Here is a 24,329-nt window from a genome sequence, read left to right on the forward strand (position 1 = left end):
GGCCGAGTCGGCAGATGAAATCCTGCAGCAGACGATCGATTCGGTGGAGCCGAGGCTTCGCTGGAACCATGGGCCGTCGAACGACAAAATCTGTACCGACTTCAAGAAGGACTCTCACGGCACGGGGTCGGTGAGGCGTCGCGTAGCGATCATGACCGTCGTCTCGAAGCAGCGACGCGGCAGTTTGCTCGGTGTCGTGGAGCGTGATTGGCAGTCACGCGGGTACGAGATCACCAGCGTGGATACGGACGAGGACCTGCCCGCCATCTATGCGTCCAGTCCGGAGGGGTTTCGCATGAGCGTGGCTGTCGCGGGCGAAGGCCAGTTCTTCTTCTCCATCACCACCCCGTGCTTCGCCGAGTCCGACGTCGCCGAGCCCCGGACCCGGCCGAACACCCCGCACCGTGAGGGTGTGTACCCCCAGCGTCCCGACGTCCACGACGACTTCTGGTCCGCGGTCACACCCACACCCCGTACCTGAGCCGCAGTCAGCTCCGCATGCCCCCGGCCCCGCCCCTGTGGCACAGTCGTTCCCGTGGATGCCCTCAGAGCCCAGGACCCCGCGCGCATCGGTGACTACGTGCTGCTCGCGCGGCTCGGGGCGGGTGGGATGGGGCAGGTGTATCTCGGGCGGTCGCCCGGGGGGCGGCTCGTGGCCGTCAAGGTCGTGCGGGAGGAGATCACCGAGCATCCCGAGGCTCTCGCCCGGTTCCGGCGGGAGGCGGAGACCGTTCGCGCCGTGCGCAGCGCGTACACCGCGAACCTCATCGACGCCGGGCTGGACGCCGCCCCGTACTGGATCGCCACCGAGTACGTCACCGGCCCCACCCTGGCCCGCGCCGTGCACGAGCGGGGGCCGTTTCCCGCCGAGACCTGTCGGCGGCTGATCGCCGCCATGGCCGAGGGGCTGGCCAGTGTCCACGCGTACGGCGTCACGCACCGCGATCTGAAGCCGCAGAACGTTCTCCTGGCCGCTCAGGGGCCTCAGTTGATCGACTTCGGCATCGCCCGTGGGGCCGGCCAGACCGCCCTCACACAGGACGGCCAGGCCCCCGGTACGCCCGGCTACACCGCGCCCGAGGTGCTCGCGCGCAACGAGGTGGGCGATGCCGCCGACATCTTCGCTCTCGGCGCGACCGTCGCCTACGCGGCCACGGGGCGCGCGCCGTTCGGGGTCGGGGACGGCGCCGCCGTGAGTTACCGGGCCGTTCACGGGGAGATCGACATCGCCGGGGTCGAGCCCGCCCTCGCCGCGCTCATCCATGAGTGCGTCGCCAAGGATCCCGCCCACCGGCCCGATCCGGCGGAGCTCATCCGGCGGTGCGCCGTGGACACGGCCCTCGTGGACGATCCCGCCTACCAGCCGCTGGTCGCCATGGCCGACGTGGTGCCGGACACGCCCCAGCGCCCCCAGCACGCGACGCCGCCGGCGATACACCACCTCCCGACCCAGGCACCCCCGCCGTCCGTCCCGACACGCCCCTCCCGGCGCGGTACCCCGTGGCTCGTCGCCACCGCTGTCGGCGCCGTCGTCGGGGTCTCCGTCGCCACGGCCGTGTGGCTCCTCCCGGGAAACGGGGGCGACGGCGGAAAGAGCGACGGCGCCGCCCCGAGCAGCGGTGACCCCAAGAAGCCCGCCAGCGACGCCACTCCCGACGGCCCTCCCCAGTACATCCAGGACATCGGCACCTCGCGGCACGCCTGGAACGGTCTCAGGGACAGTTGCAACCTTCCAGGCGAGGAGGAGCCGCCGCTCCAGTTCCAGTACTCCGTCACCACCCCCGAGACCGACTTCACCGGTGAACTCCCGCCCGGCAAGGTGGAGATCGGCTACCGGCTCAAGTACGAGGAGCCGAACCTTCCCCCGTACTACCTCGCCGTCGAGATCAAGCCTCCCCACCGGCTCGACGCCGACGGACGCCCCGGCACCTCGGACCAGAACAGCGACCGGTTCGGCTTCGTGAGCAAGGCCGCCGATTTGTACGAGGGCGACGAGACCGAGTGGATGTTCCTCACCTACCCCGACGACTTCTCCTTCCGCGCCGACGGCAAGGTCCGGCCCGCGCTGCCGCTCTCCGACGACCCCGGCGAGTGGACTGTCGTCTACCACCACGCCACCTCGGACAAGGCCCACAAGAGCGTCCTGTGCACCGGATTCATGTCCACCGAGTCCGTGTCCGAATAGAACCGACACGACAGACGGAAAAATGGCGGTGAACGTGTCCTGGATGGGGGAGGGTTGAGAGGTGCGGAAATTCTGGATCGGCGGTGCGATCGGGCTCGGGCTGAGCCTGAGCTTTGTCGCGCTGCTCGTCGTCGGGACGTTCTCCGCGGCCGCGGGGCTCGGCGGCGCCGGAGGCGGTGGGGCGGTCGCCCTGGCCAAGGGGGCCGTGCCCGCGAAGTACCAGCGGCTGGTGCAGGACTGGGGCAACCTCTGCCCGGCGATCAATCCCGCGCTGCTCGCCGCGCAGCTCTACCAGGAAAGCGGTTGGGACCCCGACATCGTGAGCCCGGCGAAGGCCCAGGGCATAGCGCAGTTCATCCCGGGGACCTGGGCGGCGCACGGGGTCGACGGGGACAAGGACGGCGACCGCGACGTCTGGGACCCGCAGGACGCGATTCCGTCGGCGGCGACGTACGACTGCAAGCTCGCCGGGTACGTCGACGACGTGCCGGGCGACCAGACCAAGAACATGCTCGCGGCCTACAACGCGGGTGCGTACGCGGTCATCAAGTACGGGGGCGTCCCGCCGTATCCCGAGACGCAGAACTACGTGAAGGTCATCACCACCCTCGAACAGAGCTTCGCCCGCCCCGTCGGCCGCGTAGAACCCTCCCGCCAGGCCGCCGGTGCCATCTACTACGCGCAGAAGAAGCTCGGGACCAAGTATCTGTGGGGCGGGAACGGGACGCCCGAGCAGCAGGGGCGGTTCGACTGTTCCGGGCTTACTCAGGCTGCCTATCGGTCCGTCGGGATCGAGCTGCCCCGTGTCGCCAACGATCAGTACAACGCCGGCGAGCATCCCTCGCGCGATCAGCTCATGCCCGGCGATCTCGTGTTCTTCTCCGACGACCTCACCAACTCGCGGGCCATCCGGCACGTGGGCATCTATGTCGGTGGCGGGTACATGATCAATGCTCCGTACACCGGCGCCGTGATCCGGTTCGACAAAATCGACACTCCTGACTACTTCGGCGCGACCAGGGTCACCGAAGACGGCGCGAAATCGCTGCCGACCGATCTGCCCACCGGGCGGAAGTCCGATACGTGAAACGGCTGACGGGGCGTCGGTCCGACGGGTCGTAGGATGGGCCGCGAGTTGACATCCGGAAGGGTGGACTCGGGCCCGTCACAGGACGCGCGTGGCCGGAATTCTTCGTTCGTTCACCGCTCTGAGCTGCGACGATGTGTCACTCTTCGATAACGTCCTGGAGATCGTCCGGTGAAGTCTGGAACCTGGTGGGGTATCAGGCCGTTCCCTGGACTGGGGCTGTGGCGTTGATCGCGCAGCGCTGACCGCATGCACCACGGGGGTTGGTGGAAGCGACACGCCCGCAGGTGTGTCGTGGTGGGCAACAAGGCAAGGGGCCGCAGCACATGGCTGGACTCGCTATCGATGGGTCGAACCCCGACGTCAGCCTGCTCTACGACATCAACGGTCTGGCCGGGTCGGCCCCCGACTGGTTCGACCGCGGTGCGGAGTTCGCCGGCAAGTACGGGATCATGACCGCGCTCGTTCTCGTCGGGCTCTGGTGCTGGTGGAGCGTGCGGCGGCAGCGGGCGGCCGAGGATTCGGTGGCCGCCGTCGCCGGGCTGCTGTGGGCGCCGCTCGCCGCCGGTGTCGCGCTGCTGGTCAACATCCCGATCCGGGAGTTCGTCGGGCGCGAACGCCCCTACGTCGACCACCCGGGGCTCGATGTCCTCGTGCCCCTCCGGACCGACTTCTCCTTCGTCAGCGACCACGCCACGATGGCCATGGCCCTGGCCACCGGCATCTTCGTCGCGCACCGCGGGTTCGGGCTCGCCGCGATCGGGCTCGCGCTGGTCGAGGGCTTCAGCTGGGTCTACATGGGCGCGCACTACCCGACCGACGTCATCGGCGGACTCGCCCTCGGTACGGCCGTGGTGCTGCTCCTCGCGCCGCTCGCCATGGCGCTGCTCACCCCCCTGGTGTCGGCGGTCTGCCGGTCGGGGCGGGCGGGGCTGCTCGTACGGTCGCGGGCCGCGCGGGACGCCGACCGGGCCGAGGCCGCCGAGGCGCCGGGGACCCGGCCGCTCGGCATCCCCGAGCAGCGGCCCGACGACAACAACCTCGCCGCGTAGGACCTGTCCGGGCGTGTCTCAGAGGGCCTGTGGGAAGTCGAACAGGCGGCCGGGGTCGTACCGTTCCTTCAGCTTCCTCAGCCGTCCCGCCGCCGGGCCGTAGTACGCGGTACGCCAGTCGGTCAGCGACGGGTCGGTGTAGTTCTGGTACGCCGCGCCCGAGGCGTGTCCGCGCAGCGCGCCCTGGCCGGTTTTCAGCCACGCGCGCTGCGCGGTGCCGGATGTGCCGGGGCGCCAGGACGCCACGTACTGCGCGAGCATCCGGGAGCGGCGGTGCACGAAGGCCGTCGCCAGGGGGTCCACCCGGTTGATCGCGCCGCCGAGCGCCGTCAGCGTGATCGTGCCCGACCCCGCGCCGTCGGCGGCCTTGATCCGGCTGAAGTCCCGTACCGCCGACAGCAGGGCGTCGATGCCCGCCGGCGGGAGCGACCGGTCGAAGAAGTCCGAGGTCGCGGCGTACGTCTCCCGTCGCAGCGCGCCGTTCGTCCCACGGCCGGGCGTCGTGCCGGGCAGCCGGCACTGGTCCTCGCCGAGTCCGGCGCAGCCGGCGTACGCGCGCATCGCCTCCTCGTAGGTGCCCGGACGCAGCGAGACGAAGCTCGCCGATGAGCCCGCGCGGTCGGCGAGCCGGTCGGCGGCGTTCTTGAGGTCGGCCTCGCTGCCGAGGGTGAAGGCGGACACCGCGACCGTCGGGTCCGCGCCACCACCCGCGCCGCCGCCCGCGCCCACCGCGACATGGAACGACGACCAGATCTCGTCCGGCTGGTCGGGGCCCCACTCCTGCCAGGCCGCCAGCACCGAACGGGCCTTTGACCACGGCCAGTTGAAGTTCGCCGCGACGCCGGTGGTGGCGGGGTGGGTACGGAAGCGGAGCTCGGTGACGACACCGAAGTTGCCGTTGCCCGCGCCCCGCAGGGCCCAGAAGAGGTCCTGATTCTGCTCGGCGTCCGCGGTCAGGCGCCTGCCGTCGGCCGTCACGACCGTCGCGGAGGTGAGGCTGTCGCAGGTCAGACCGTACGCGCGGGAGACCACGCCATGACCGCCGCCCAGCGTGAGACCGGAGATGCCGACGGTGGCGCAGGAGCCGCCCGGGATCGTGAGTCCCTTCCGGGCGAGCGCCCCGTAGACCCCGGCGAGCTTCGCGCCTGCGCCGATCACCCCGTCCGACGCGGCGTCGCCGAGGCCGTCGAGGGAGGAGACGTCGATGACGAGCCGGCCGTTGCCGCTGGACCAACCGGCGTAGGAATGGCCGCCGTTGCGAATCGAGACGGGCGTGCCGTACCTCCGGGCGAAGGCCAGGCACTCCCTGATGTCGTCCTCGCCGGCGACGTACGCGACGGCCGCCGGCTTCAGGTCGTCGAAGCGGGTGTTGTAGAGCTGACGGGCCGTCGCGTACTCGCCGTCTCCCGGCCGTACGAGCCGCCCCGTGAGCCCCGAGGCGAACGCGGCCCAGGCCGGGGAGGAAGAGGTACGCGCCGACGGGGGCCGGTTCGCCGAGGCGCCCGGCGAGCCCTTTTCGTCGGCCCCGCCTGCCCCGCCTGCCCCGCCCGCCCCGTCGTCCCCGCCGCCGCCCGTGCAGGCGCTGACCGCGCCTGCCGTGGTCATGGCCAGCGCGGCGGCCAGCAGCGTGCGCCGTTCCATCGGGCGGCCCTCCCCGTGTCGGTCCGGTCAGTGTCCCGCCTGATGGGACGCGGCGTCCGTTCTCGCCCGGTCGCGGGAGCGGCGGGCCGGTCCCGACCAGCCGCATGTGCAGCGGGCGGTTAAGAACGAGCCTCGTTCGAAGGTCGATGTGAAGTGGCGTTCGTGGGGGGAGGCGGGCGGATCCGACCTCTCTTGGTCGCGCACCTTCACACCGTACTCGCGCGCGCGTCCCTGGCCACGCGGGTGGTGCGTGACGACGCGCGCGGGGCGTCGTTATGGGGACAAGGCGGCTCTCGGACGGACAGCGCGAGCAACGGCGAGCGACGGCGGACAACTGCAAGCAACGGTAGGGCGTTGGGGGTTGGCAGGCGATGGTGCAGCAGCACAGACGCAAGGGCATGGCGGTCGTCGCCGCTGCCGTGACGGTGGCGGGAGTCGTGGCGGGGAGCGCCGGCTGTTCCGGGAGCGAGGGCGTCATGGCCGCCGACGACCGGCCCGTCGGTGACCCGGCCGCCGTCCTCAGATCCGCCGACGTCCTGGTCGACGCGGGCAGTTCCAAGGCCCGGACCTCACTGGTGATGGCGACGGGCGGGACGCGCGTGACCATCAGGGGCGAGGGGCGGTACGACTTCCGTAAACAGATGGGGCAGCTCTCGGTCGTGCTGCCCACGGACCCCGCGGGCGCCGAGGAACACCGGCCGATCTCCGAACTCCTCGCCCCGGCCGCCCTCTACATGAAGAACCGGGGCGCCGGGGTGCCCGACGACAAGTGGGTCATGCTCGACTCCACGGCCCTGGACGACGGCAATCTGGTCACCGGCGGCGCCACCGATCCGCTGACCGCTGCCGAACTGCTGCGCGCCGCGAAGGACGTGGCCTATGTCGGCGAGCAGGAGCTGGCCGGGGTCCGGGTGTCGCACTACCGGGGCGTCACCGACATCGGGCGGGCCGCGAAGCGGGCGGCGCCGTACGCGCGCGAGGCGCTGGCCGCGGCGGCGCGGGGCTTCGCCGAGGACGTCGTGCCTTTCGATGCCTATCTGGACGACGCGGGGCGGCTACGCAAGGTCAGGCACCAGTTCAGCTACCGGAATCAAGGCCGTACGGTCGCTGTCGCGTCCACCACACTCCTGTACGAGTTCGGGGTGTCCTTCGGGGTGCGACTCCCCCCGAAGGACCAGATCTTCACCGGGAAGATCAAGCTGTAAATGGTCCGGACGTGCCATGCGCGTCACGTCTCACCCTCCTTACCCTAGGAAGTCGGCAGTCGACACCGCCAGGAAGACGACACCGGCAGGAAGAGGTGAACGCACGTGGCTCTGTCGCGCACTCCGACCGTCCAGGACCACGTGGCCCTCGCCGAGATCGAACTCTGCGGAGAGCTGATGATCGCGGCGTCGGCCGCGGACGGTGAGCGGCTCAGTCCGGACCGTATCGACGAAGTGCTGAAGGTGGGCGTGGAGCGCGCCGAGAGATCAGCGCGCTGCTGAGCCCGCTGAACGCACCGGACGCACCGAACGCACTGAGCCCGCTGAGCTGCTGAGTACGTCCAGAGTCCGCCCGGTCCCTGTCCCCGTTCCCCGTCCCGGTCCGTCGGCCCGTCAGGTACGCAACAGCCGCGCGATCGCCTTCGTGGCCTCCTGCACCTTTTCGTCGATCTCGTCGCCGCCCTTGACCGCCGCGTCCGCGACACAGTGCCGCAGGTGCTCCTCCAGCAGCTGGAGCGCGAAGGACTGGAGCGCTTTCGTGGAGGCCGAGACCTGGGTGAGTATGTCGATGCAGTAGACGTCCTCGTCCACGAGCCGCTGGAGACCGCGGATCTGGCCCTCGATCCGGCGGAGCCGCTTGAGGTGCTCGTCCTTCTGTTTGTGGTAGCCGTGCACACCGCGGTCGTGGTCGGTGACGATCTCGTCGCCCGCCACCGTGGCCGTGGCTCCCGTCGCGGTCGTGCCGGAGGTCGCGTCGTTGGTCGCCGCGCCGGCCGCCTCGGTGGTCGTCATCGCGTCCTCCTGGTTGGTGTTCGAGGTGAATGTCCGAAAGGGGAGAAAATACCCCAGGTAGGTATATGGTACCCAGTCGCGCACGAAGGGGCAGGGGCACGTCATGATCGTCGTGTCCTATGCAGCACACTGAAGAACACCGGTTAGCCGTGGCCGGATGATGCGCTTAGCATCAGCCTGACCGAATTCCATGTAACCCGAGGATCCCCCGTGCGCTTTCGTCTGACCCCCAGGGAGACGAGCTTCTACGACATGTTCGCCGCGTCCGCGGACAACATCGTCACGGGCTCCAAGCTCCTCATGGAACTGCTCGGAGCGGATTCGTCCGCCAGAGCCGAGATCGCGGAGCGGATGCGGGCGGCCGAGCACGCCGGGGACGATGCCACGCACGCGATCTTCCACCAGCTGAACTCCTCGTTCATCACGCCGTTCGACCGCGAGGACATCTACAACCTCGCCTCGTCCCTCGATGACATCATGGACTTCATGGAGGAGGCCGTCGACCTGGTCGTCCTCTATCAGGTCGAGGAGCTGCCCAAGGGCGTCGAGCAGCAGATCGAGGTGCTGGCGCGGGCGGCGGAGCTGACCGCCGAGGCGATGCCGCATCTGCGGACGATGGACAACCTCACCGAGTACTGGATCGAGGTCAACCGGCTGGAGAACCAGGCCGACCAGATCCACCGCAAGCTGCTCGCCCAGCTCTTCAACGGCAAGTACGACGCCATGGAGGTGCTGAAGCTCAAGCAGATCGTGGATGTGCTGGAGGAGGCCGCCGACGCGTTCGAGCACGTCGCGAACACGGTGGAGACGATCGCGGTCAAGGAGTCCTGAACCACGTGGACACCTTCGCCCTGGTCGTGACCATCGCTGTCGCGCTCGGCTTCACCTACACCAACGGCTTCCACGACTCCGCGAACGCCATCGCGACATCGGTGTCAACGCGTGCGCTGACCCCGCGCGCCGCGCTCGCGATGGCCGCGGTGATGAATCTCGCAGGGGCGTTTCTCGGCCAGGGCGTCGCCAAGACCGTCAGCGAAGGGCTGATCGAGACCCCGCACGGGCAGCGAGGGATGGGGATCCTCTTCGCCGCGCTCGTCGGGGCGATCGTCTGGAACCTGGTCACCTGGTACTACGGTCTGCCGTCCTCCTCGTCCCACGCGCTCTTCGGCGGCCTGGTGGGCGCGGCGCTCGCGGGCGGGACCGATGTGATCTGGACCGGGGTACTGGAGAAGATCGTCATCCCGATGTTCCTGTCACCGATCGTCGGTCTGCTCATCGGCTATCTGGTGATGGTCGGCATCATGTGGATGTTCCGGCACGCCAATCCGCACAAGGCCAAGCGCGGGTTCCGGATAGCGCAGACCGTCTCGGCGGCCGGGATGGCGCTGGGCCACGGTCTCCAGGACGCGCAGAAGACGATGGGCATCGTGGTGATGGCGCTGGTCATCGCCGATGTCGAGGGGCAGGGCGACGAGATCCCGGTCTGGGTGAAGATCGCCTGTGCGGTGATGCTCTCGCTCGGTACGTACGCGGGCGGCTGGCGCATCATGCGGACGCTGGGCCGCAAGATCATTGAGCTGGATCCGCCGCAGGGGTTCGCGGCCGAGACGACGGGGGCGTCGATCATGTTCGGCTCGGCATTCATCTTCCACGCGCCGATCTCGACGACGCACGTGATCACCTCGGCGATCATGGGCGTCGGTGCGACGAAGCGGGTGAACGCGGTGCGGTGGGGTGTCGCGAAGAACATCGTCATGGGCTGGTTCATCACGATGCCGGCGGCGGCGCTCGTCGCCGCGCTGAGCTTCTGGATAGTGAACCTGGCCTTCGGCTGAGTGCCGATGGCTGGGTGGGCCCCAGGGCCGTGACCCCGTAGCTCATAGACGTGAGTGGGCCCGCCCCCTGGGAGAGAGGGCGGGCCCTTCGCCTTGCGGTGGCACCGCCATGCAGCACCGCAGGACGGCTTTCCTGCCGGGGCCTATCCGAAGCGGCCGGAGATGTAGTCCTCCGTGGCCTGCACGGACGGGTTGGCGAAGATGCGCTCCGTCTCGTCGATCTCGATGAGCTTGCCGGGCTGGCCGACAGCGGACAGGTTGAAGAAGGCCGTACGGTCCGAGACCCGCGCCGCCTGCTGCATGTTGTGCGTCACGATGACGATCGTGAAGCGCTCCTTGAGCTCACCAATCAGGTCCTCGATCGCGAGCGTCGAGATCGGGTCGAGCGCCGAGCACGGCTCGTCCATCAGCAGTACGTCCGGCTCGACCGCGATGGCGCGGGCGATGCACAGGCGCTGCTGCTGACCGCCGGAGAGGCCGGAGCCTGGCTTGTTGAGGCGGTCCTTGACCTCGTTCCAGAGGTTGGCGCCCTTGAGGGACTTCTCGACGATGTTCCCGAGCTCGCTCTTGCGGTACTTGCCGTTGAGCCGCAGGCCCGCCGCGACGTTGTCGAAGATCGACATGGTCGGGAACGGGTTGGGCCGCTGGAAGACCATGCCGACCGTGCGGCGCACGGCGACCGGGTCGACATTGGCGCCGTACAGGTTCTCGTCGTCCAGGAGCACCTTGCCCTCGACGCGGCCACCGGGCGTGACCTCGTGCATACGGTTGAGGGTGCGGAGGAACGTGGACTTGCCGCAGCCGGACGGGCCGATGAAGGCCGTCACGGAGCGGGGCTCGACGGTCATGGAGATGTCGTCGATCGCCCGGTGGGTGCCGTAGTACGCGGTCAGGCCGCTGACGTCGATTCGCTTGGCCATCTGAATCACTGCTTTCTGCGTGACCCCGCTCGGCGGAGCCGGATTTCGGGGCCTCAGCGGCCGGTCTTGGGGGCCTTCCAGCGGGCGATGCCGCGGGCCACCAGGTTGAGGAGCATGACGAAGGCGATCAGTACGAGCGCCGCTCCCCAGGCGCGCGCGTGCGAGGCGTCGGTGCCGACCGCGTACTGCTCGTACACATACAGCGGCAGTGACGACTGGGCGCCGTCGAACGGGTTCGAGTTGATCAGCTTCGTACCGAACACGAGCAGCAGCACGGGCGCGGTCTCGCCGGTGATTCGGGCCACCGCGAGCATCACGCCGGTGGTGATGCCACCGATCGCCGTCGGCAGGACCACCTTGAGGATGGTGCGCCACTGCGGCACACCCAGCGCCAGCGATGCCTCACGGAGCTCGTTCGGAACGAGCTTAAGCATCTCCTCGGTGGAGCGCACGATCACCGGCATCATCAGGATCGAGAGCGCCAGGGCGCCGGCGAAGCCGGAGAAGCCGAAGTCGAGGATCACGATCCACAGGCTGAGGACGAACAGACCGGCGACGATCGAGGGGATACCGGTCATCACGTCCACGAAGAAGGTGACCGCGCGGGAGAGCCTGCCCTGCCCGTACTCCACGAGGTAGACGGCGGTCAGCAGACCGATCGGCGTGGCGATCACCGAGGCGATCGCGACCTGCTCGATGGTGCCGAGCAGCGCGTGGTAGATGCCGCCGCCCTCGTCCGTGTCGAGGAGTCCGCTCATCGAGTGGGACAGGAAGTACCCGTCGACGACCGAGGAGCCCTTGCTGATGGTGGTCCAGGCCAGCGACAGCAGCGGGACGACGGCCAGGAGGAAGCAGACCCAGACGAGGCTGGTCGCGACCTGGTTCTTGCCCTGGCGGGGGCCTTCCACCTTGGCGGTGATGAAGTACGTGCCGGCGATGAAGATCAGCGCGGCCAGCAGGCCCCACTGGATCCTGCTGTCGAGACCGCCCACCACACCGATCAGGCAGCCGAGCACCGCGGAGCCGGCGGCGATGGCCAGCGGGGCCCAGCGGGGCATGCGCGCGCCGGAGAGCGAGCCTTGGGGGTCGTCGGCGACCGCGGGCCGCTTGTCCTGAAGCGTGTGGCTCATGCGTTGGCCCCCGAGTACTCCTTGCGGCGGGCGATGATCATGCGGGCCGCGCCGTTGACCAGCAGTGTGATGATGAAGAGGACCAGGCCGGAGGCGATGAGGGCGTCGCGGCCGAACTCGTTCGCCTCGTTGAACTTGGCGGCGATGTTCTGCGCGAAGGTGCCGCCGCCCGCGTCGAGGATGTGCAGGGAGAGCAGGAAGTTCGGCGAGAGGACGACGGCGACGGCCATCGTCTCGCCGAGCGCGCGCCCGAGGCCCAGCATCGAGGCGCTGATGATGCCGGAGCGGCCGAACGGGATGACCGACATCCTGATGACTTCCCAGCGCGTGGCACCGAGGGCCAGAGCGGCTTCCTCGTGCATCTTCGGCGACTGGAGGAAGACCTCGCGTATGACGTTGGTGATGATCGGGAGGATCATGATCGCCAGCAGGATGCCCACGGTGAACAGGTTGCGGGCGATTCCCTCGCTCGTCTTCTCGAAGATGTACGTCCAGCCGAAGTACTCGTTGAGCCACTTGTTGAGGCCGTCGAGGTACGGGACGAGGAAGACGGCGCCCCAGAGGCCGTAGATGATGCTCGGCACGGCTGCCAGCAGGTCGACCAGGTAGGCGATCGGGGAGGCGAGCCGGCGGGGCGCGAAGTGCGAGATGAAGAGCGCGATGCCGATGGCGATCGGGACGGCGATCACCATGGCGATGATCGAGCTGACGATGGTGCCGAACGTGAGGACGGCGATACCGAAGACCGGCTGCTCGCCCTGTGGGTTCCACTCGAAGGTGGTGAGGAAGTTCCCCTCGTCCTCCGCGATCGCGAGTGCGGCGCGATAGCTGAGGAACGCCGCGATGGCGGCCATGATGACCAGCAGGGTGATACCGGAACCCCGGGACAGACCCAGGAAGATCCGGTCGCCGAGCTGTTTCGGCGCCTTGGGCGCGCCCTTGTCGAGAGTGGGGGGTGGTGGTGCGTCGTTGGGTGCGGCTTCTGTTTCCATCTGGGTTTTTTCTCCGGTCTGCGGAGCCGGGTCGCGGCTCCTGGCGGCGGTGCACCGGAAGACGTGGCCGGCCCCTCTTGTTCAGAGGGACCGGCCACGTCCGGGGGTCAGGACAGGGTGGGGACGATCTCGCGGACCTTGGCCGCGATCTCGGTCGGGAGCGGGGCGTAGCCGGCCTCGCTCAGGACCTTCTGGCCCTCGTCGCTGACGGTGTAGTTGAGGAACGCCTTGACGCTGGGCAGGGTCTCGGCCTTGTTGCCCTTGTCGCAGGCGATCTCGTACGTCACCAGGATGATCGGGTAGGCACCCTCGGCCTTGGTGGCGTAGTCCAGCTCCAGGGCCAGGTCGCTGCCCGTGCCCTTGACCTTGGCGGCGGCGATGGCCTTGGAGGCGTTCTCCGTGGTGGCCTCGACCGGCGCGCCGGCGCCCGTGTCCACCTTGACGGTGGTCAGGTTGCTGGCGGTCGCGTAGGAGAGCTCGAAGTAGCCGATGGCACCTTCGGTGTCCTTGACGCTGGACGCGACGCCGGAGGAGCCGCTGGCGGCCTGGCCGCCCTTGGCCTCCCACGACTTCGAGCTGTCGTCGTACTTCCAGTCGGCCGGGGCCGCGGCCTTGAGGTACTTGTTCAGGTTCTGCGTGGTGCCCGACTCGTCCGAGCGGTGGAAGGCCTGGATCGCGGTGCTCGGGAGCTTGGCGTCCGGGTTGAGGTCGGCGATCGCCTTGTCGTCCCACTTCTTGATCTTCGAGTCGAAGATCTGGGCGAGGGTCTGGGCGTCCAGGACGAGGCTGTCGACACCGGGCACGTTGAAGCCGATGGCGACGGGGCCGCCGACCATCGGGAGGTTGATGCCCTTGCCGCCCTTGCAGACTTCCTCGGAGGCGGTGACTTCCTCGGGCTTCAGGGCGGAGTCGGAGCCCGCGAAGGCGACCTGGCCCTGCGTGAACTTGGTGATACCACCGCCGGAACCGATCGGCTGGTAGTTGATCTCGACGCCGGCGCAGGCCTGCTGGAAGTTCTTGACCCAGAGGTCCATCGCGTTCTTCTGGGCACTCGATCCGGCGGCAAGGATCTGGCCCTTGGCGTCGTCACACTTGATGCTGGACGCGGCCGCGGTCTTGTCGCCGTCGCCGGATTCCTTCGTGTTGTCGTCCGAGCCGCACGCCGAGAGAACCAGGGCGCCGGAGACGGCGAGGGCACCGAGCGCGGTGGCGCGCAGCCGGTTCTTGCGCTGAAGCTTCACTTCGGGTGTTCCTTCCAGAAGCCGCCTGTGTGCGGTTGTTCGCACTTCTACGGCGGCGTGCGTCGAGTTGGTGGGTCCGGCGGTGTGCCGGTCACCGTGTAAGGCCGAAATTAGGCAGATCAGGTGAAGTGGCTGACGGATGGGAGTGAACGGGAGGTGAACCGTGACGGACAGCCTGGTGCGGCTCCGGCGCTGATCGCGGCCCGACACGGCGTGGCGGCGGAGAATGTGCGCCCGATGCTGTCGGGGGTCGCGAACCGGGCATATCGCCTGGGGCCGGATCTCGTTCTGCGGGTCCCGCGTACGGAGGAATTCGTCGCGGACCTGGTGAAGGAGGCGGCGGTGATTCCCGTCGCGCGGGCGGCCGGTGTGCGTACGCCGGCGCTCGTCGCCTTCGACGACAGTCGTACGGTCGTGGACGTGCCGTACATGGTGCTGGAGCGGGCTCCGGGTGTCGACCTGGCGAGCCTCGGCGGTGGCGCCGGTGGGGTGGTGAGTGACGCGTCGCGTGAGGTGGGGGGCGTCTTCCGGGACGTGGGGCGGGACCTGGCCCGGCTGCACCGGGTGACGCCCGCGGGCGCGGGGGAGCCGGCCCGCGTTCCGGTGGAGTACGACCCCGATGCCGGGGCCCCGCACCGGCTGGTCGAGGGTCTGCTGGCGGACGGCATGCTCGACGCGGAGGCCGCGCGCTGGCTGGGTGGCTGGTTCGGCCGTCTTGCCGAGCGGATCCCCGATGGGGTGTCACACGTCCTCGTACACGGCGACATCGCCCCGCAGAACCTGCTCGTGACCCCGGGACCTCCCGGGCCGCTCACGCTCACGGGAATCGTCGACTGGGGCGACGCGATGTGGGCGGATCCGGCGGTCGAGTTCGCCAAGACACCGCTCTCGGGCGTCCCGGCGATGCTCGACGGCTACCGCGAGGGCGGTGCGGCGGACGGGGGTGAGTACGCCTTCGAGGCCCGCGTCCTGCGCTACCACCTCACCTGGGCGCTCGCCCGCCTGAGGAACCCCGCGCCGGTCCCGGGCGAGCGCCATTGGACGGCGCCCCCGGCCGCACGGCTGCTCGGCATCCTGCGGTTCTTCGCCTCCTCGCCGCCCGCGCCCTGGGCGGCTCTCGTCTAGCCGGCCGGCCCCGCCTATATCACCCGCCCCGTGCGGCTCGTGGTGGGGGTGATTACATCCATTTTCCAACTCCCTGCTATGGAACGCCGGTTGGGCGGCGCCCACACTCGGAAGTGCCGGTGGCCGGCTCGTATTCGCGAGGGGTGTGCGGGCAGGGAGAGAGGGAGTGGGATGGGAGTCAGGCACGAGGAAGCACGGCTCCGGGTGTGGATCGTCAGTTGTGTCGTCGGGGTGGCGATCCTGACCGTTTTCGGCACGTTCGTCTTCGGGGGCGCGGGGTGGATCACCGCACCGTTCCGGGGCGCGGCCGAGGAGCGGGAGGACACCGTCGGGTCGGGTGCCTTCCGGCAGTCGAGCTACCAGGAGTTCTTCGATCTGTGCGAGGCCGCGCAGAACGCCGAGGGTTCGATCGAGGCGCTCCAGGAGGAGCGGGACGCCGCTTCGGCCGCCCGCAGAGGCCAGATCGACCAGTCCATCACGGCCCTGAAGGCGACGCGGACCGAGTCGATCAACGAGTACAACTCGAAGGCCGCCCAGGAGCACCGCGCCCCCTTCCGCGACAAGGACCTGCCGTACCGCCTGAACGCCGGGGCCGACAAGACGACGTGCGCCAACTGAGCACCGGCCTTCCGGGGAAATGGGGCAGCACAGCATGAAGACGATCACTCGAATCGCCATGGCCTCCGCGGCGGCGCTCACCCTGATGCTGGGTCTGGCCGCCTGCGAGGACGACTCCAGCCAGAGCAAGGAGACCAAGGCCAAGCAGAAGAGCTACGACCAGCTCGTGGCGAACCAGCCCGCCGGGAGGATGGAGTACTCGCCGACCCGGGAGGCCATCAACCAGTGGGTGAAGACCTGGGGCAAGAAGGGCAAGCTCAGCTACGTCTACATCCAGAACGCCAAGGGTGAGTACGGCTACTTCGTCATGAAGGGCATGCCGGTCGCGCGCTGCCAGATGCTCACGCCGACGGAGAAGGTGGACTCCGACACCAACGGCAAGGCGGTCGTGCCGCTGCCGGGTATGGACGGTACGTACTCGGCGGGCTCGATGTGCGACACGTACTACGGCTTCGATGCCACGACGGGCGTGTTCATGGAGTTCACGGTCGGGACGAACCAGTCGTTCTTCCTCTTCGACCGGCCGATGACGATGCCGGAGTACGCCAGTGCCAAGCAGCTGGGTCCGACCTCTGTGAAGGACGTGAAGGACGGCAGCGGGGTGAAGGACTGAGCCTGGGGCCGAGACCGCGTCCGGGGGTGTGCCCCGGCCGGTCGCGGCCTACGGCGCTGCCCTACCCCAGGGCCGGGGCTGCCCCCGGTACTGGGATCCCGCGCGATCAAGTCATGTACTCCAGCTCGATCATGGCGGCTCGGCGTACGGCGAGGGCGAGTTCGTCCACGTCCAAGGCCGCGAGATACGTCACGAGCGCATCGCGCGTCTCCCGCACACGCTCGGCCAGCGCCGCGCCGCCGATGTCGCCCGGCGCGATGATCCGACGGAACGTGGGCTCCTCAATCGCACCCGCGACCAGCTTCTCGGCCAACCAGACCGGGGTGCGCTCCCGGATGGCGAACGTCAGGTGGACGCTGCCCTCGTCGGCGTCCACCACATGCGGATTGTGGACCCAGCCCCTCGGTAACAGGAGTGACTGCCCCGGGCGGAGGTCGACCACCATGTCCGGTCCGGCAGCCTCCCAGTCCGGGATGTAGTTCTCGCGCCATACCCGCCAGGATTCGTTGAAGTCCCTCATCGGCGCTTCGACGGGTGGGCGCCACAGTTGCCACCGTTTGACGCCCGAGGACTGCACGATCACCGCCATCTGCTGATCCCAGTGGTGGCGAAGCCCCTGATTCGGCCGGGGGCTTTCACCACTGCGATTTCGCTCGCGGGCACGCACCCGGTGGCGACGTAGTCATCGAGAGACGCCGAGGTCACGGTGCGGTCGAGTTCCGTGGTGTCGCGCTGGTAGACGCGAGGTTCGTCCGGCCAAGAGGTCAACAGGTCGGCTACGCCGGTTTCCGGGAGCAGAAGGCTGAGCGACATGGCATCCTTTCCCGCCCGCTGGTCGGTCAGCGAGGCGGCAGCGGGCACGGGATCTCGGGGAGGAAGCGTTGCGGGCAGCACACGACCGAGAACGACACCAGATTCGAGGACTTGGTGTAGTGGACCCAGACGGCGTCGCTGCCCCGTCTGAGCGAGTCCTCCGCGTAGCCGACCTTCGTAGGCAAGTCGAGGTAGGCCCGCTTGCCGTCCTCACGTTCGAAGGGCAGATTCGCTCCGTAGGCCGTCTTCAGCCAGTCCAGGGCGTCGGGGAGATCCGTCCACGCGCGGTCCGCCGAAGTCTGAGTCCGGCGCGTCAGCCAGTGGCCGGTCTGCATGGGCGGCATCGTGGAGGAGAGGAACGCCCGGGTCTGCTCGTCGTTGGGGTGGGTCCCCGGGCGGCGTAGTCCTTCCTGCCCGTACGCGTTCCTGCTGCCGGTCCAGGGGCCGTACCCATGCCAGTGTCCTGACCAGCTCATCGGTGCCTTTCTTGGCGCGTCGTGGGCTGCACCCGGACAGCCCGAGTACAGCCCGCCTCGTGCTGAGCGTGCTGAGGAGGGCGGCCCTGATCACAGCGTGAGGCCCTGTTTCCTCACCCACCCAACGGCGAACTCGTCGAGTTCCTTCTCGGTGAAGCGAAGCTCGCGGCCGGCGCCTTCAGGCTTGCTGTCGTGGAGGACGTACGAAGGCGCGGCGCCGGGAATCGCGGCGACCTCGACGCACGACTCGTGCTCGCCGCCCAGGTTGCCTCCGCAGAAGTTCTCGAACTCTGCTTCCTTGGCGGGGAGGTTGTAGATGGTCTTGAGCGGCTCGATCTCGACTTCTGTCACGGTTGCCACGGTGATCACCTCGCGCTGTGTAACGCTTACCGACGTTGAGTAGAGCATCGGCCCATTCGGCTGCGGACCTCAACGAACTTCTACGGGCTTGCATGGATTCACCCGAGCGCGTCACTCGCGGCCGTGATCAACTCGCGGGCGTTGGCTCCGTAGACCGCGATGTTGGACAGTTCTGTGAACGTGCGTGCGTACTCGGCGACTTCACGCGGCTGCGTCACCGTAAGGCTGGCCGACACCAGTTCCACGGATGCCTGTGCGTCATCGAAAAGAGAGAAGGACTCCGTCGGCCAGGCATTGCCACGCTCGGCCCCCATGGGGATTACGCCGAGGCTCACGGACGGTTGGGATGCCGCTGCGACGAGATGGCCCAGTTGATCGCTCATGATGCGGGCATTTCCGATCACCGTGCGGAGAACCCACTCCTCAACGAGCATGGCGAATCGCTGATGGCCCGAGCGAAGGAGGCGTTGACGTTCCATCCGGGCCACGACAGCGGCATCGACGTCATCCGGAGCATCCCGCAGTGCCACGACCGTGTTGAGTACCGCACGGGTGTAGTCCGGAGTTTGCAGCAGCCCGGGGACGACCCATGACTGGTAGAAGCGGAAGCGCCGGGTTCTCTCGAAGAGGGGCAGTACGGACTGCTGTACCTGCTTGAGGCCGCCCCTGTCCAGGCGCCTCCACTCTACGTACATGCCTTCGATTCCACGCGCCGTCGCTATGAGGTCGGCGGTCTGATCCTCCGCATCGCACAGCCTGGTCCAGAGGCGGACGTCGGCGGCGGATGGTGGTGTCTTGCCGTTCTCGATGCGCGAGGTCTTCGACTCGTGCCATCCGGCCGCCGCGGCCAGAGCGCGCGCCGTCATGCCGGAGTCCTTCCGGATCTCGCGCAGGCGCGATCCGAGGGCCTTCTTGGCCTGCTGAACGCTTGACGACGGGGACGATGGCGACGACGGAGCCACGGGGGAACCATGCCTGTTTCGCTCGTGGTTCAGGACGGCCTGTACTCCTCGTGTGGGACCGCCCGTTCCCACACCGCCTCGAAGGCCGCCGAACAGAGCCGGACGACGGCCGGATCGGCCGTGCGCTCCTCGTCCCCCTCCGGGGACAGTTCGCCTTCCCCGGTGAAGTGGAGGAACACGACCAGGCTGTCGTCGTACAGCCAGAAGTCGTTGCCAGGAAGGGCCAGATCAGAGGCCCGGCGGCGGGGAAGCCAGCGGACTTGCTCGCCACCCGCGGCGTTGCCGGCCGTCAGATGACGTTCGAACCGGATGTAGTCACTGATCGGCTCGGAGACGATGCGAGCCCGCCGAACCTGTACGCCGCGAGCGGTGATCTCCCGCATCAACTCCTGCCAGGGACGCTGATCCGGGTCGCCTTCGGCGGAGACGCTGCCCGGGTCCCGCTGCCAGGCGATGAAGCGAGGATCCGACCGCATGTAGCCGTCCCGCATCTCCAGGTGCACCGCCGAGCGCCTGGCCAGCCGGAACAGTTCGTCAAACGTCGGTTCCGCCGCCACCGCTGACCTCCGGGAAGAACTTGACCATGTACTTGGGGATCTCGGCGACAGTCTCATGGTCGGGCAGATCCATCTGGGACAGTCGCTCTTCGTCAAGCACCTTCAGACCTTGGACCAGGTACTTGTCCGCCACGTCGTCGTAGTACACGGTCGGGGACTTGCCTTCGGGAGAGTTCGGGTCCTTGCCGAGCAGGTGCAGGGCCATGATGACCTCCAGTGTGTCGCGGCCGGCAATCTTTCTCAGGTTGCCCCGAACTCGTATGAGACGACACGAACTTGCATGAACTTGCGCAGATTCGCCGATCCGGGGGCGTCTCCGCAGGGCAGCCGCGCAGGGCGGCTGGGGCGACCACCTGCGGTGAGACCTGCTGTTACGCTACTTCGCTCATCGTTCCCTATTTTCCTATTCTGGCGATGCTTGGAGTAGTATTCGTACACATGGAGAGCGATGATCGCGAGCTGTACTCCGTCGGCGAAGTCGCCGAGCGGCTCGGGCTGCATGTGCGGACCGTGCGGAACTACGTCCGGGACGGGCGGCTGAAGGCTGTCCGGATCGGTAAGCAGTACCGCATCAGCCGCGCGGACTTCGAGGCGCTGACCGGGGGTGCCGAGGCCGAGGAACCCGCCGCGGCCAAAGCTCCGCGCGTGCGGCACGTCGAGGTGTCGAGCATCGTGCAGATCGAATCGGTCGGCCCCGAAGCGGCGAGTCGGCTGAGCACCCTCGTCACGGCCGGCGTGCAGGCCGTGCGGGACACCCCGGAATCCCTGCGTATCCAGGTGGTCCACGACCGGGAGCGGGCCCGGATGAAGATCGTGATCCTCGGTGGGGCCGGGGACACCGCCGCCGTACTGAACATGATCGACAGCGTCCTCGGCCCGGAGAATGGCCTGCTGTCCACCGAAGGACGGGAGAGCGACCATGCCTGATCTGCTCGTGGAACACCACGGCGTACCGGTGCTCGTCTGCGACGCCGGCGGCGCGCCGATCGCGACCGAGCAGGACGCGCTCGACCATCTGATCGGGGCGGCCTTCGCGGAGCCCGTCGAGCTGATCGCCGTCCCGGCGGAGCGGTTCGACGCGAGCTTCTACGACCTCAGCAGCGGTCTCGCCGGTGCGATCCTCCAGAAGTTCTCCAGTTACCGGCTCCGGCTGGCCGTGGTCGGGGACATCTCGGGTCATCTACGGGCCAGTTCGGCCCTGCCCGATCTCGTACGGGAGGCGAACCGGGGCCGGGACGTCTGGTTCGTGGCGGACCTGGAGGAACTCGTCGCGCGGCTCTCGGCCTAGGGCTCGTCCGGCGGATCACGGGCCGGGCCAGGGCCGGGCCGAGGCGAGGGCCGGCCAGTGCCCCGAATCGTGTTGACCGCCCCGGGCAGGCAGTGCTGGAGTCGGCACGTGGACAGCATCCCCGCCAACCGGCGGCTCTGGAACCGGATCAGCAGCGCCTACCAGCACGAGCACGACCCGCGGATCGGCGCCACACCCCGGCTGTGGGGCATGTATTCCATCCCCGACGCGCACCTGCACGCCCTGGGCGACGTCACCGGCAAGCGCGTCCTCGAACTCGGCTGCGGCGCCGGCCAGTGGTCCAGGGCGCTCGCCGCCGAGGGCGCCACCGTGATCGGGCTCGACCTGTCCGAAGCCCAACTCGCCGCAGCGGCCCTCGCGATGGGGGCGGCCCGCTACCCGCTGGTGCAAGGCGCCGCCGAACAACTCCCCTTCGCCGCCGACAGCTTCGACCTGGTGTTCTGCGACTTCGGTGGGCTCAGCTGGGCGCCCCCGCACCTGGCCGTCCCGCAGGCCGCACGCGTCTTGGGCCGAGGCGGGCGCCTGGTGTTCAACGTCGCCAGCCCATGGTTCGAAGCTTGCTACGACGAAGCCGTCAGCCGCGTGACCACGACGCTGCGGCAGGACTACTTCGGGCTGAACACCATCGCCGAAGACGACGGCGCGACCAGCTATCAGCTCACCTACGGCGACTGGGTCAAGGTCCTGCGCGGCGCGGGTCTCATCATCGACGACCTCATCGAGCCGCGGCCCGAACTCGGAACACCCAACGGCTACAACGAAACCGACCCACCCGACTGGGCGCACCGCTGGCCGGCGGAACTGCTCTGGGTAACCCACAAACCGTAAGTTCCGCCACGCCGAGACGTGAAGGCATCCCCTCGCCGGACAGGTCATAGGCGTTCGCGAAAGGGCGGCGGGACGTGTGTCCGTCCCGCCGCCCCTCCCCGCTCGGTGACTACTTGATGATCGTGATCCGGTCCGTCGCCGGCGGCGCCAGCGGCGCCTCGGCCGTGGAGTGCGCCGCCAGGTAGGCGTTGAACAGGTCCAGGTCGGACGGGCCGACCAGCTTGTTCGTGCCCTGGCCCAGGGCCGCGAAGCCGTCGCCGCCGCCCGCGAGGAACTCGTTCATCGCGACGCGGTACGTCTTCGCCGGGTCGAGCGCCTCGCCGTTCAGCTTCACGGAGTCGGTGACGATCCGGGCGGCGCCCGTCTTGGTCATGTCCAGGGTGTAGGTGAAGCCCTTGGAGACCTGGAGGATCTTGTTCGACGCCTCGTTGGAGCCGCTGACCTGCTGCTGGAGCGCGGTGACGAGCTGCGCGCCGGTGAGGTCGACGACGTTCATCATGTTGGTGAACGGCTGGACGGTGAACGCCTCGCCGTACGTCACCACACCGTCGCCCTCGCCGGCGGACGCCGCGTAAACGAGGTCGGCGCGGATACCGCCCGGGTTCATGAACGCCAGCTGCGCGCCGCCCTTGTCGGCCGGTGCCAGTCCTTCGAGCTGCGCGTCGGCGATGACGTTGCCGAGCGGCTGCTCCGGCGTACCGGCGCCGCGGCCGTTGATGTCGGCGGAGATGAAGCCCTGCGGGGCGCCCGCGATCGGCGCCGCGGTCTTGTTCCAGCGGGCGATCAGGTCGGTCATGTCCTTGGCTTTGGCCTGGTCACGGGTGACCACGTGGTTGGCCGACTTCACCTTCGTACGGACGATGTCCTTGGTCCGCAGGTCGTAGGTGAGCGTGGTGTCCGTGTAGACCTTGCCGAACGACGACGCCGATGTGACCATGCGGTCGTTGCCCGCCGGGTCGGGGACGGTGCACGCGTACGCCTGGTGCGTGTGGCCCGTGACCAGCGCGTCGACCTTGGGCGTGATGCCCTTCGCGATGTCCACGATCGGGCCCGAGATGCCGTCGCCGGGGCCGGGGCTGTCGCAGTCGTAGTTGTACGAGGTGGAGGCCGGGGCCCCGCCCTCGTGGATGAGCGCGACGATGGACTTGACGCCCTGGCGGTCGAGCTCCTTGGCGTACTTGTTGACGGTCTCGATCTCGTCGTGGAACTTCAGGCCCTTGACGCCCTCGGCGGTGACGATGTTCGGGGTGCCCTCCAGGGTCACTCCGATGAAGCCGACCTTGACGCCGTTCTTCTTCCAGACGGTGTAGGGCTTGAGGACCGGCTTGCCGGACTTCTCGTACGTGGCGTTGGCCGCCAGGTAGGGGAAGTCGGCGCCCTTGAACTTCTTGCCCTTCTCGTAGCAGCCCTCCGTCGGGTGGCAGCCGCCCTTCTGAAGGCGGGTCAGCTCCGCGGCGCCCTCGTCGAACTCGTGGTTGCCCACGGCCGTGACGTCGAGGTCCATCTTGTTGAGCGCCTCGATGGTGGGCTCGTCGTGGAACAGCCCGGACAGCAGCGGGCTCGCGCCGACCATGTCGCCGGCCGCGGCGGTGACGGAGTACGGGTTGCCCTTGCGCGCGGTACGCAGCGAGCTCGCCAGGTACTCGGCGCCACCGGCGGGAACGGCCTTGACCGTGCCGTCGGCCTGGATCTCGTTGACATTCCCGGAGGACCCGGCGGGCGGCTCCAGGTTCCCGTGCAGATCGTTGAAGGAGAGCAACTGCACGTCCACGGTCCGGGGCTTGGGGTGCCCGTGCCCGTTGCCCCACCCCTGCGCCCCGGCGGCGGGCGCGGCGGCGGCGAGTGCGCCGACCGTGACAAGTCCGGCCACGGCGGCCAGCACCCGCCGGGCCGCGCGGTTTTTCTGCGGTGTAGCTGACATCGGTCCCCTTGTTGCTTCCGCTTGTAAGTTCCGTCAGAGGGAGAAGAGCTGCGACGGGCAGCCTAAAGTCCACGCGCGTAGAGGAACAGGGGTGTTCGGGTTACGACCTGGTTGCCAATACCCGTCAAGGGACGGTCGCCCCCTATCACCCGTATGGCGGACTTCTGAGAGCAGGAACGTCACCGCACACGCAAACGGCACAAGTGTGTACGTCATGGACAGCAAGATCGCGGCGAAAGCCGTCGTACCGGGCCAGGCATCCGAACTGCCTGCCGCCTTCTTTGAGTTGATCGACGATCTCAAGTCGCTCGTGCGTGGTGCGCACGTACGGGCCCAGCTCAAGGTCAACACCGAGATGATCCAGATGTACTGGGACATCGGCCGAACGATCCTGGAGCGCCAGCGCGAGGAGGAGTGGGGAGCGAAGGTCATCGACCGGATCTCCGCTGAACTCCGGACGGAGTTCCCCAATCAGCGCGGCTTCAGCCGCAGCAACCTTCACCACATGCGGCAGATGGCGCGCACCTGGCCGGAGCCAATTGTCCAACAAGCTGTTGGACAATTGCCCTGGGGCCACATCGTGGTCCTCATGAGCAAGTGCGACACCCGCTTCGAGCTGGACTTCTACGCTCAGCACGCCGTCCACAACGGCTGACCGCCGAGGCCG

The 24,329-nt window shown here is 68.4% G+C and carries 29 protein-coding genes; 15 read left to right on the plus strand and 14 right to left on the minus strand.

What is annotated here, in order from left to right; genetic code table 11:
* Window positions 1-151 precede the first annotated feature (151 nt).
* The 4 genes from OIE74_RS20585 (at window position 152) to OIE74_RS20600 (ending at window position 4,324) form a co-directional block, all read left to right on the plus strand.
* Window positions 152-481 carry a hypothetical protein gene (locus OIE74_RS20585; protein WP_329385736.1) on the plus strand — a complete coding sequence of 110 codons (330 nt, stop codon included), beginning with the start codon at window positions 152-154 and terminating at the stop codon, window positions 479-481.
* Window positions 482-535: 54 nt separating this feature from the next.
* Window positions 536-2,185 (plus strand): serine/threonine-protein kinase, encoded by a 1,650-nt coding sequence (locus OIE74_RS20590; RefSeq protein WP_329385739.1) that lies wholly within the window; start codon window positions 536-538, stop codon window positions 2,183-2,185.
* Window positions 2,186-2,261: 76 nt separating this feature from the next.
* A complete protein-coding gene (locus OIE74_RS20595; RefSeq protein ID WP_443076369.1) occupies window positions 2,262-3,272 on the plus strand; it encodes a C40 family peptidase in 1,011 nt (336 codons plus the stop codon).
* A 326-nt stretch (window positions 3,273-3,598) separates the two neighbouring features.
* A complete protein-coding gene (locus OIE74_RS20600) occupies window positions 3,599-4,324 on the plus strand; it encodes a phosphatase PAP2 family protein (RefSeq protein ID WP_329385745.1) in 726 nt (241 codons plus the stop codon).
* An 18-nt stretch (window positions 4,325-4,342) separates the two neighbouring features.
* On the opposite strand, the gene OIE74_RS20605 is transcribed toward OIE74_RS20600, so the two are convergent.
* A complete protein-coding gene (locus tag OIE74_RS20605; protein WP_329385748.1) occupies window positions 4,343-5,965 on the minus strand; it encodes an FAD-binding oxidoreductase in 1,623 nt (540 codons plus the stop codon).
* A gap of 371 nt (window positions 5,966-6,336) precedes the next feature.
* Between OIE74_RS20605 and OIE74_RS20610 the strand changes: the two genes are divergently transcribed.
* Complete coding sequence (locus OIE74_RS20610) at window positions 6,337-7,170, plus strand: hypothetical protein (protein WP_329385750.1); 834 nt, start codon at window positions 6,337-6,339, stop codon at window positions 7,168-7,170.
* 105 nt (window positions 7,171-7,275) lie between these two features.
* A complete protein-coding gene (locus OIE74_RS20615) occupies window positions 7,276-7,452 on the plus strand; it encodes a hypothetical protein (RefSeq protein WP_329385752.1) in 177 nt (58 codons plus the stop codon).
* A gap of 111 nt (window positions 7,453-7,563) precedes the next feature.
* On the opposite strand, the gene OIE74_RS20620 is transcribed toward OIE74_RS20615, so the two are convergent.
* Window positions 7,564-7,962 carry a metal-sensitive transcriptional regulator gene (locus OIE74_RS20620; protein WP_329385754.1) on the minus strand — a complete coding sequence of 133 codons (399 nt, stop codon included), beginning with the start codon at window positions 7,960-7,962 and terminating at the stop codon, window positions 7,564-7,566.
* 210 nt (window positions 7,963-8,172) lie between these two features.
* Between OIE74_RS20620 and OIE74_RS20625 the strand changes: the two genes are divergently transcribed.
* The gene (locus OIE74_RS20625) at window positions 8,173-8,793 is read left to right on the plus strand and encodes a DUF47 domain-containing protein (RefSeq protein WP_052582416.1); all 621 of its coding nucleotides are present in this window, start codon (window positions 8,173-8,175) and stop codon (window positions 8,791-8,793) included.
* 5 nt (window positions 8,794-8,798) lie between these two features.
* A complete protein-coding gene (locus tag OIE74_RS20630; protein WP_329385757.1) occupies window positions 8,799-9,797 on the plus strand; it encodes an inorganic phosphate transporter in 999 nt (332 codons plus the stop codon).
* Between the two features lie 143 nt (window positions 9,798-9,940).
* Here OIE74_RS20630 and pstB read toward each other — a convergent pair whose 3' ends face one another.
* The 4 genes from pstB to pstS form a co-directional block, all read right to left on the minus strand.
* Window positions 9,941-10,717 carry a phosphate ABC transporter ATP-binding protein PstB gene (pstB, locus tag OIE74_RS20635; RefSeq protein WP_329385759.1) on the minus strand — a complete coding sequence of 259 codons (777 nt, stop codon included), beginning with the start codon at window positions 10,715-10,717 and terminating at the stop codon, window positions 9,941-9,943.
* A 53-nt stretch (window positions 10,718-10,770) separates the two neighbouring features.
* Window positions 10,771-11,847: a phosphate ABC transporter permease PstA gene (gene pstA / locus OIE74_RS20640; RefSeq protein WP_329385762.1), complete on the minus strand. Its 1,077-nt coding sequence runs from the start codon at window positions 11,845-11,847 to the stop codon at window positions 10,771-10,773.
* Window positions 11,844-12,839, minus strand: coding sequence for a phosphate ABC transporter permease subunit PstC (pstC, locus tag OIE74_RS20645; RefSeq protein WP_329385765.1), 996 nt, complete (start codon window positions 12,837-12,839; stop codon window positions 11,844-11,846). Before pstC ends, pstA begins: the two co-directional genes overlap by 4 nt.
* Window positions 12,840-12,946: 107 nt before the next feature.
* Window positions 12,947-14,080, minus strand: coding sequence for a phosphate ABC transporter substrate-binding protein PstS (gene pstS / locus OIE74_RS20650; RefSeq protein ID WP_329385769.1), 1,134 nt, complete (start codon window positions 14,078-14,080; stop codon window positions 12,947-12,949).
* Between the two features lie 156 nt (window positions 14,081-14,236).
* Between pstS and OIE74_RS20655 the strand changes: the two genes are divergently transcribed.
* The 3 genes from OIE74_RS20655 (at window position 14,237) to OIE74_RS20665 (ending at window position 16,436) form a co-directional block, all read left to right on the plus strand.
* Window positions 14,237-15,205, plus strand: a complete 969-nt coding sequence (locus OIE74_RS20655) for a phosphotransferase family protein (RefSeq protein WP_329385772.1) — start codon at window positions 14,237-14,239, stop codon at window positions 15,203-15,205.
* A gap of 171 nt (window positions 15,206-15,376) precedes the next feature.
* Window positions 15,377-15,823 carry a hypothetical protein gene (locus OIE74_RS20660; protein ID WP_329385775.1) on the plus strand — a complete coding sequence of 149 codons (447 nt, stop codon included), beginning with the start codon at window positions 15,377-15,379 and terminating at the stop codon, window positions 15,821-15,823.
* 34 nt (window positions 15,824-15,857) lie between these two features.
* Entirely contained in the window at window positions 15,858-16,436 is a 579-nt protein-coding gene (locus OIE74_RS20665; protein WP_329385777.1) for a hypothetical protein, read from the plus strand.
* A 106-nt stretch (window positions 16,437-16,542) separates the two neighbouring features.
* Here the strand turns inward: OIE74_RS20665 and OIE74_RS20670 are convergent, their stop codons facing one another.
* The 7 genes from OIE74_RS20670 to OIE74_RS20700 form a co-directional block, all read right to left on the minus strand.
* Window positions 16,543-17,025, minus strand: a complete 483-nt coding sequence (locus tag OIE74_RS20670; protein WP_329385779.1) for a JmjC domain-containing protein — start codon at window positions 17,023-17,025, stop codon at window positions 16,543-16,545.
* Window positions 17,016-17,249: a hypothetical protein gene (locus OIE74_RS20675; RefSeq protein ID WP_329385782.1), complete on the minus strand. Its 234-nt coding sequence runs from the start codon at window positions 17,247-17,249 to the stop codon at window positions 17,016-17,018. The genes OIE74_RS20670 and OIE74_RS20675 overlap by 10 nt, the downstream gene beginning before the upstream one ends.
* A gap of 26 nt (window positions 17,250-17,275) precedes the next feature.
* On the minus strand, window positions 17,276-17,725 hold the full coding sequence (locus OIE74_RS20680; protein ID WP_329385785.1) for a hypothetical protein: 450 nt from the start codon (window positions 17,723-17,725) through the stop codon (window positions 17,276-17,278).
* A gap of 90 nt (window positions 17,726-17,815) precedes the next feature.
* The gene (locus OIE74_RS20685; protein WP_329385788.1) at window positions 17,816-18,076 is read right to left on the minus strand and encodes a DUF397 domain-containing protein; all 261 of its coding nucleotides are present in this window, start codon (window positions 18,074-18,076) and stop codon (window positions 17,816-17,818) included.
* A 107-nt stretch (window positions 18,077-18,183) separates the two neighbouring features.
* Window positions 18,184-19,047, minus strand: coding sequence for a helix-turn-helix domain-containing protein (locus OIE74_RS20690; protein ID WP_329385791.1), 864 nt, complete (start codon window positions 19,045-19,047; stop codon window positions 18,184-18,186).
* Between the two features lie 29 nt (window positions 19,048-19,076).
* A complete protein-coding gene (locus OIE74_RS20695) occupies window positions 19,077-19,604 on the minus strand; it encodes a DUF6879 family protein (protein WP_329385794.1) in 528 nt (175 codons plus the stop codon).
* Window positions 19,582-19,809 (minus strand): hypothetical protein, encoded by a 228-nt coding sequence (locus OIE74_RS20700; protein ID WP_329385796.1) that lies wholly within the window; start codon window positions 19,807-19,809, stop codon window positions 19,582-19,584. Before OIE74_RS20700 ends, OIE74_RS20695 begins: the two co-directional genes overlap by 23 nt.
* A 233-nt stretch (window positions 19,810-20,042) precedes the next feature.
* Here OIE74_RS20700 and OIE74_RS20705 point away from each other — a divergent pair, with 233 nt between their 5' ends.
* From OIE74_RS20705 to OIE74_RS20715, 3 genes are all read left to right on the plus strand, one after another.
* Window positions 20,043-20,531: a helix-turn-helix domain-containing protein gene (locus OIE74_RS20705; protein ID WP_329385799.1), complete on the plus strand. Its 489-nt coding sequence runs from the start codon at window positions 20,043-20,045 to the stop codon at window positions 20,529-20,531.
* Window positions 20,524-20,892: a DUF4180 domain-containing protein gene (locus OIE74_RS20710; protein ID WP_329385802.1), complete on the plus strand. Its 369-nt coding sequence runs from the start codon at window positions 20,524-20,526 to the stop codon at window positions 20,890-20,892. The genes OIE74_RS20705 and OIE74_RS20710 overlap by 8 nt, the downstream gene beginning before the upstream one ends.
* A 108-nt stretch (window positions 20,893-21,000) precedes the next feature.
* Window positions 21,001-21,741 (plus strand): class I SAM-dependent methyltransferase, encoded by a 741-nt coding sequence (locus OIE74_RS20715; RefSeq protein WP_329385805.1) that lies wholly within the window; start codon window positions 21,001-21,003, stop codon window positions 21,739-21,741.
* Window positions 21,742-21,850: 109 nt separating this feature from the next.
* On the opposite strand, the gene OIE74_RS20720 is transcribed toward OIE74_RS20715, so the two are convergent.
* Entirely contained in the window at window positions 21,851-23,662 is a 1,812-nt protein-coding gene (locus OIE74_RS20720; protein ID WP_329385808.1) for a bifunctional metallophosphatase/5'-nucleotidase, read from the minus strand.
* Window positions 23,663-23,876: 214 nt separating this feature from the next.
* Here OIE74_RS20720 and OIE74_RS20725 point away from each other — a divergent pair, with 214 nt between their 5' ends.
* Window positions 23,877-24,317 (plus strand): DUF1016 N-terminal domain-containing protein, encoded by a 441-nt coding sequence (locus OIE74_RS20725; RefSeq protein WP_329385811.1) that lies wholly within the window; start codon window positions 23,877-23,879, stop codon window positions 24,315-24,317.
* The last annotated feature ends 12 nt before the right edge of the window (window positions 24,318-24,329 follow it).

The organism is Streptomyces sp. NBC_01716 (assembly GCF_036248275.1).
Classification (GTDB): Bacteria; Actinomycetota; Actinomycetes; order Streptomycetales; family Streptomycetaceae; genus Streptomyces.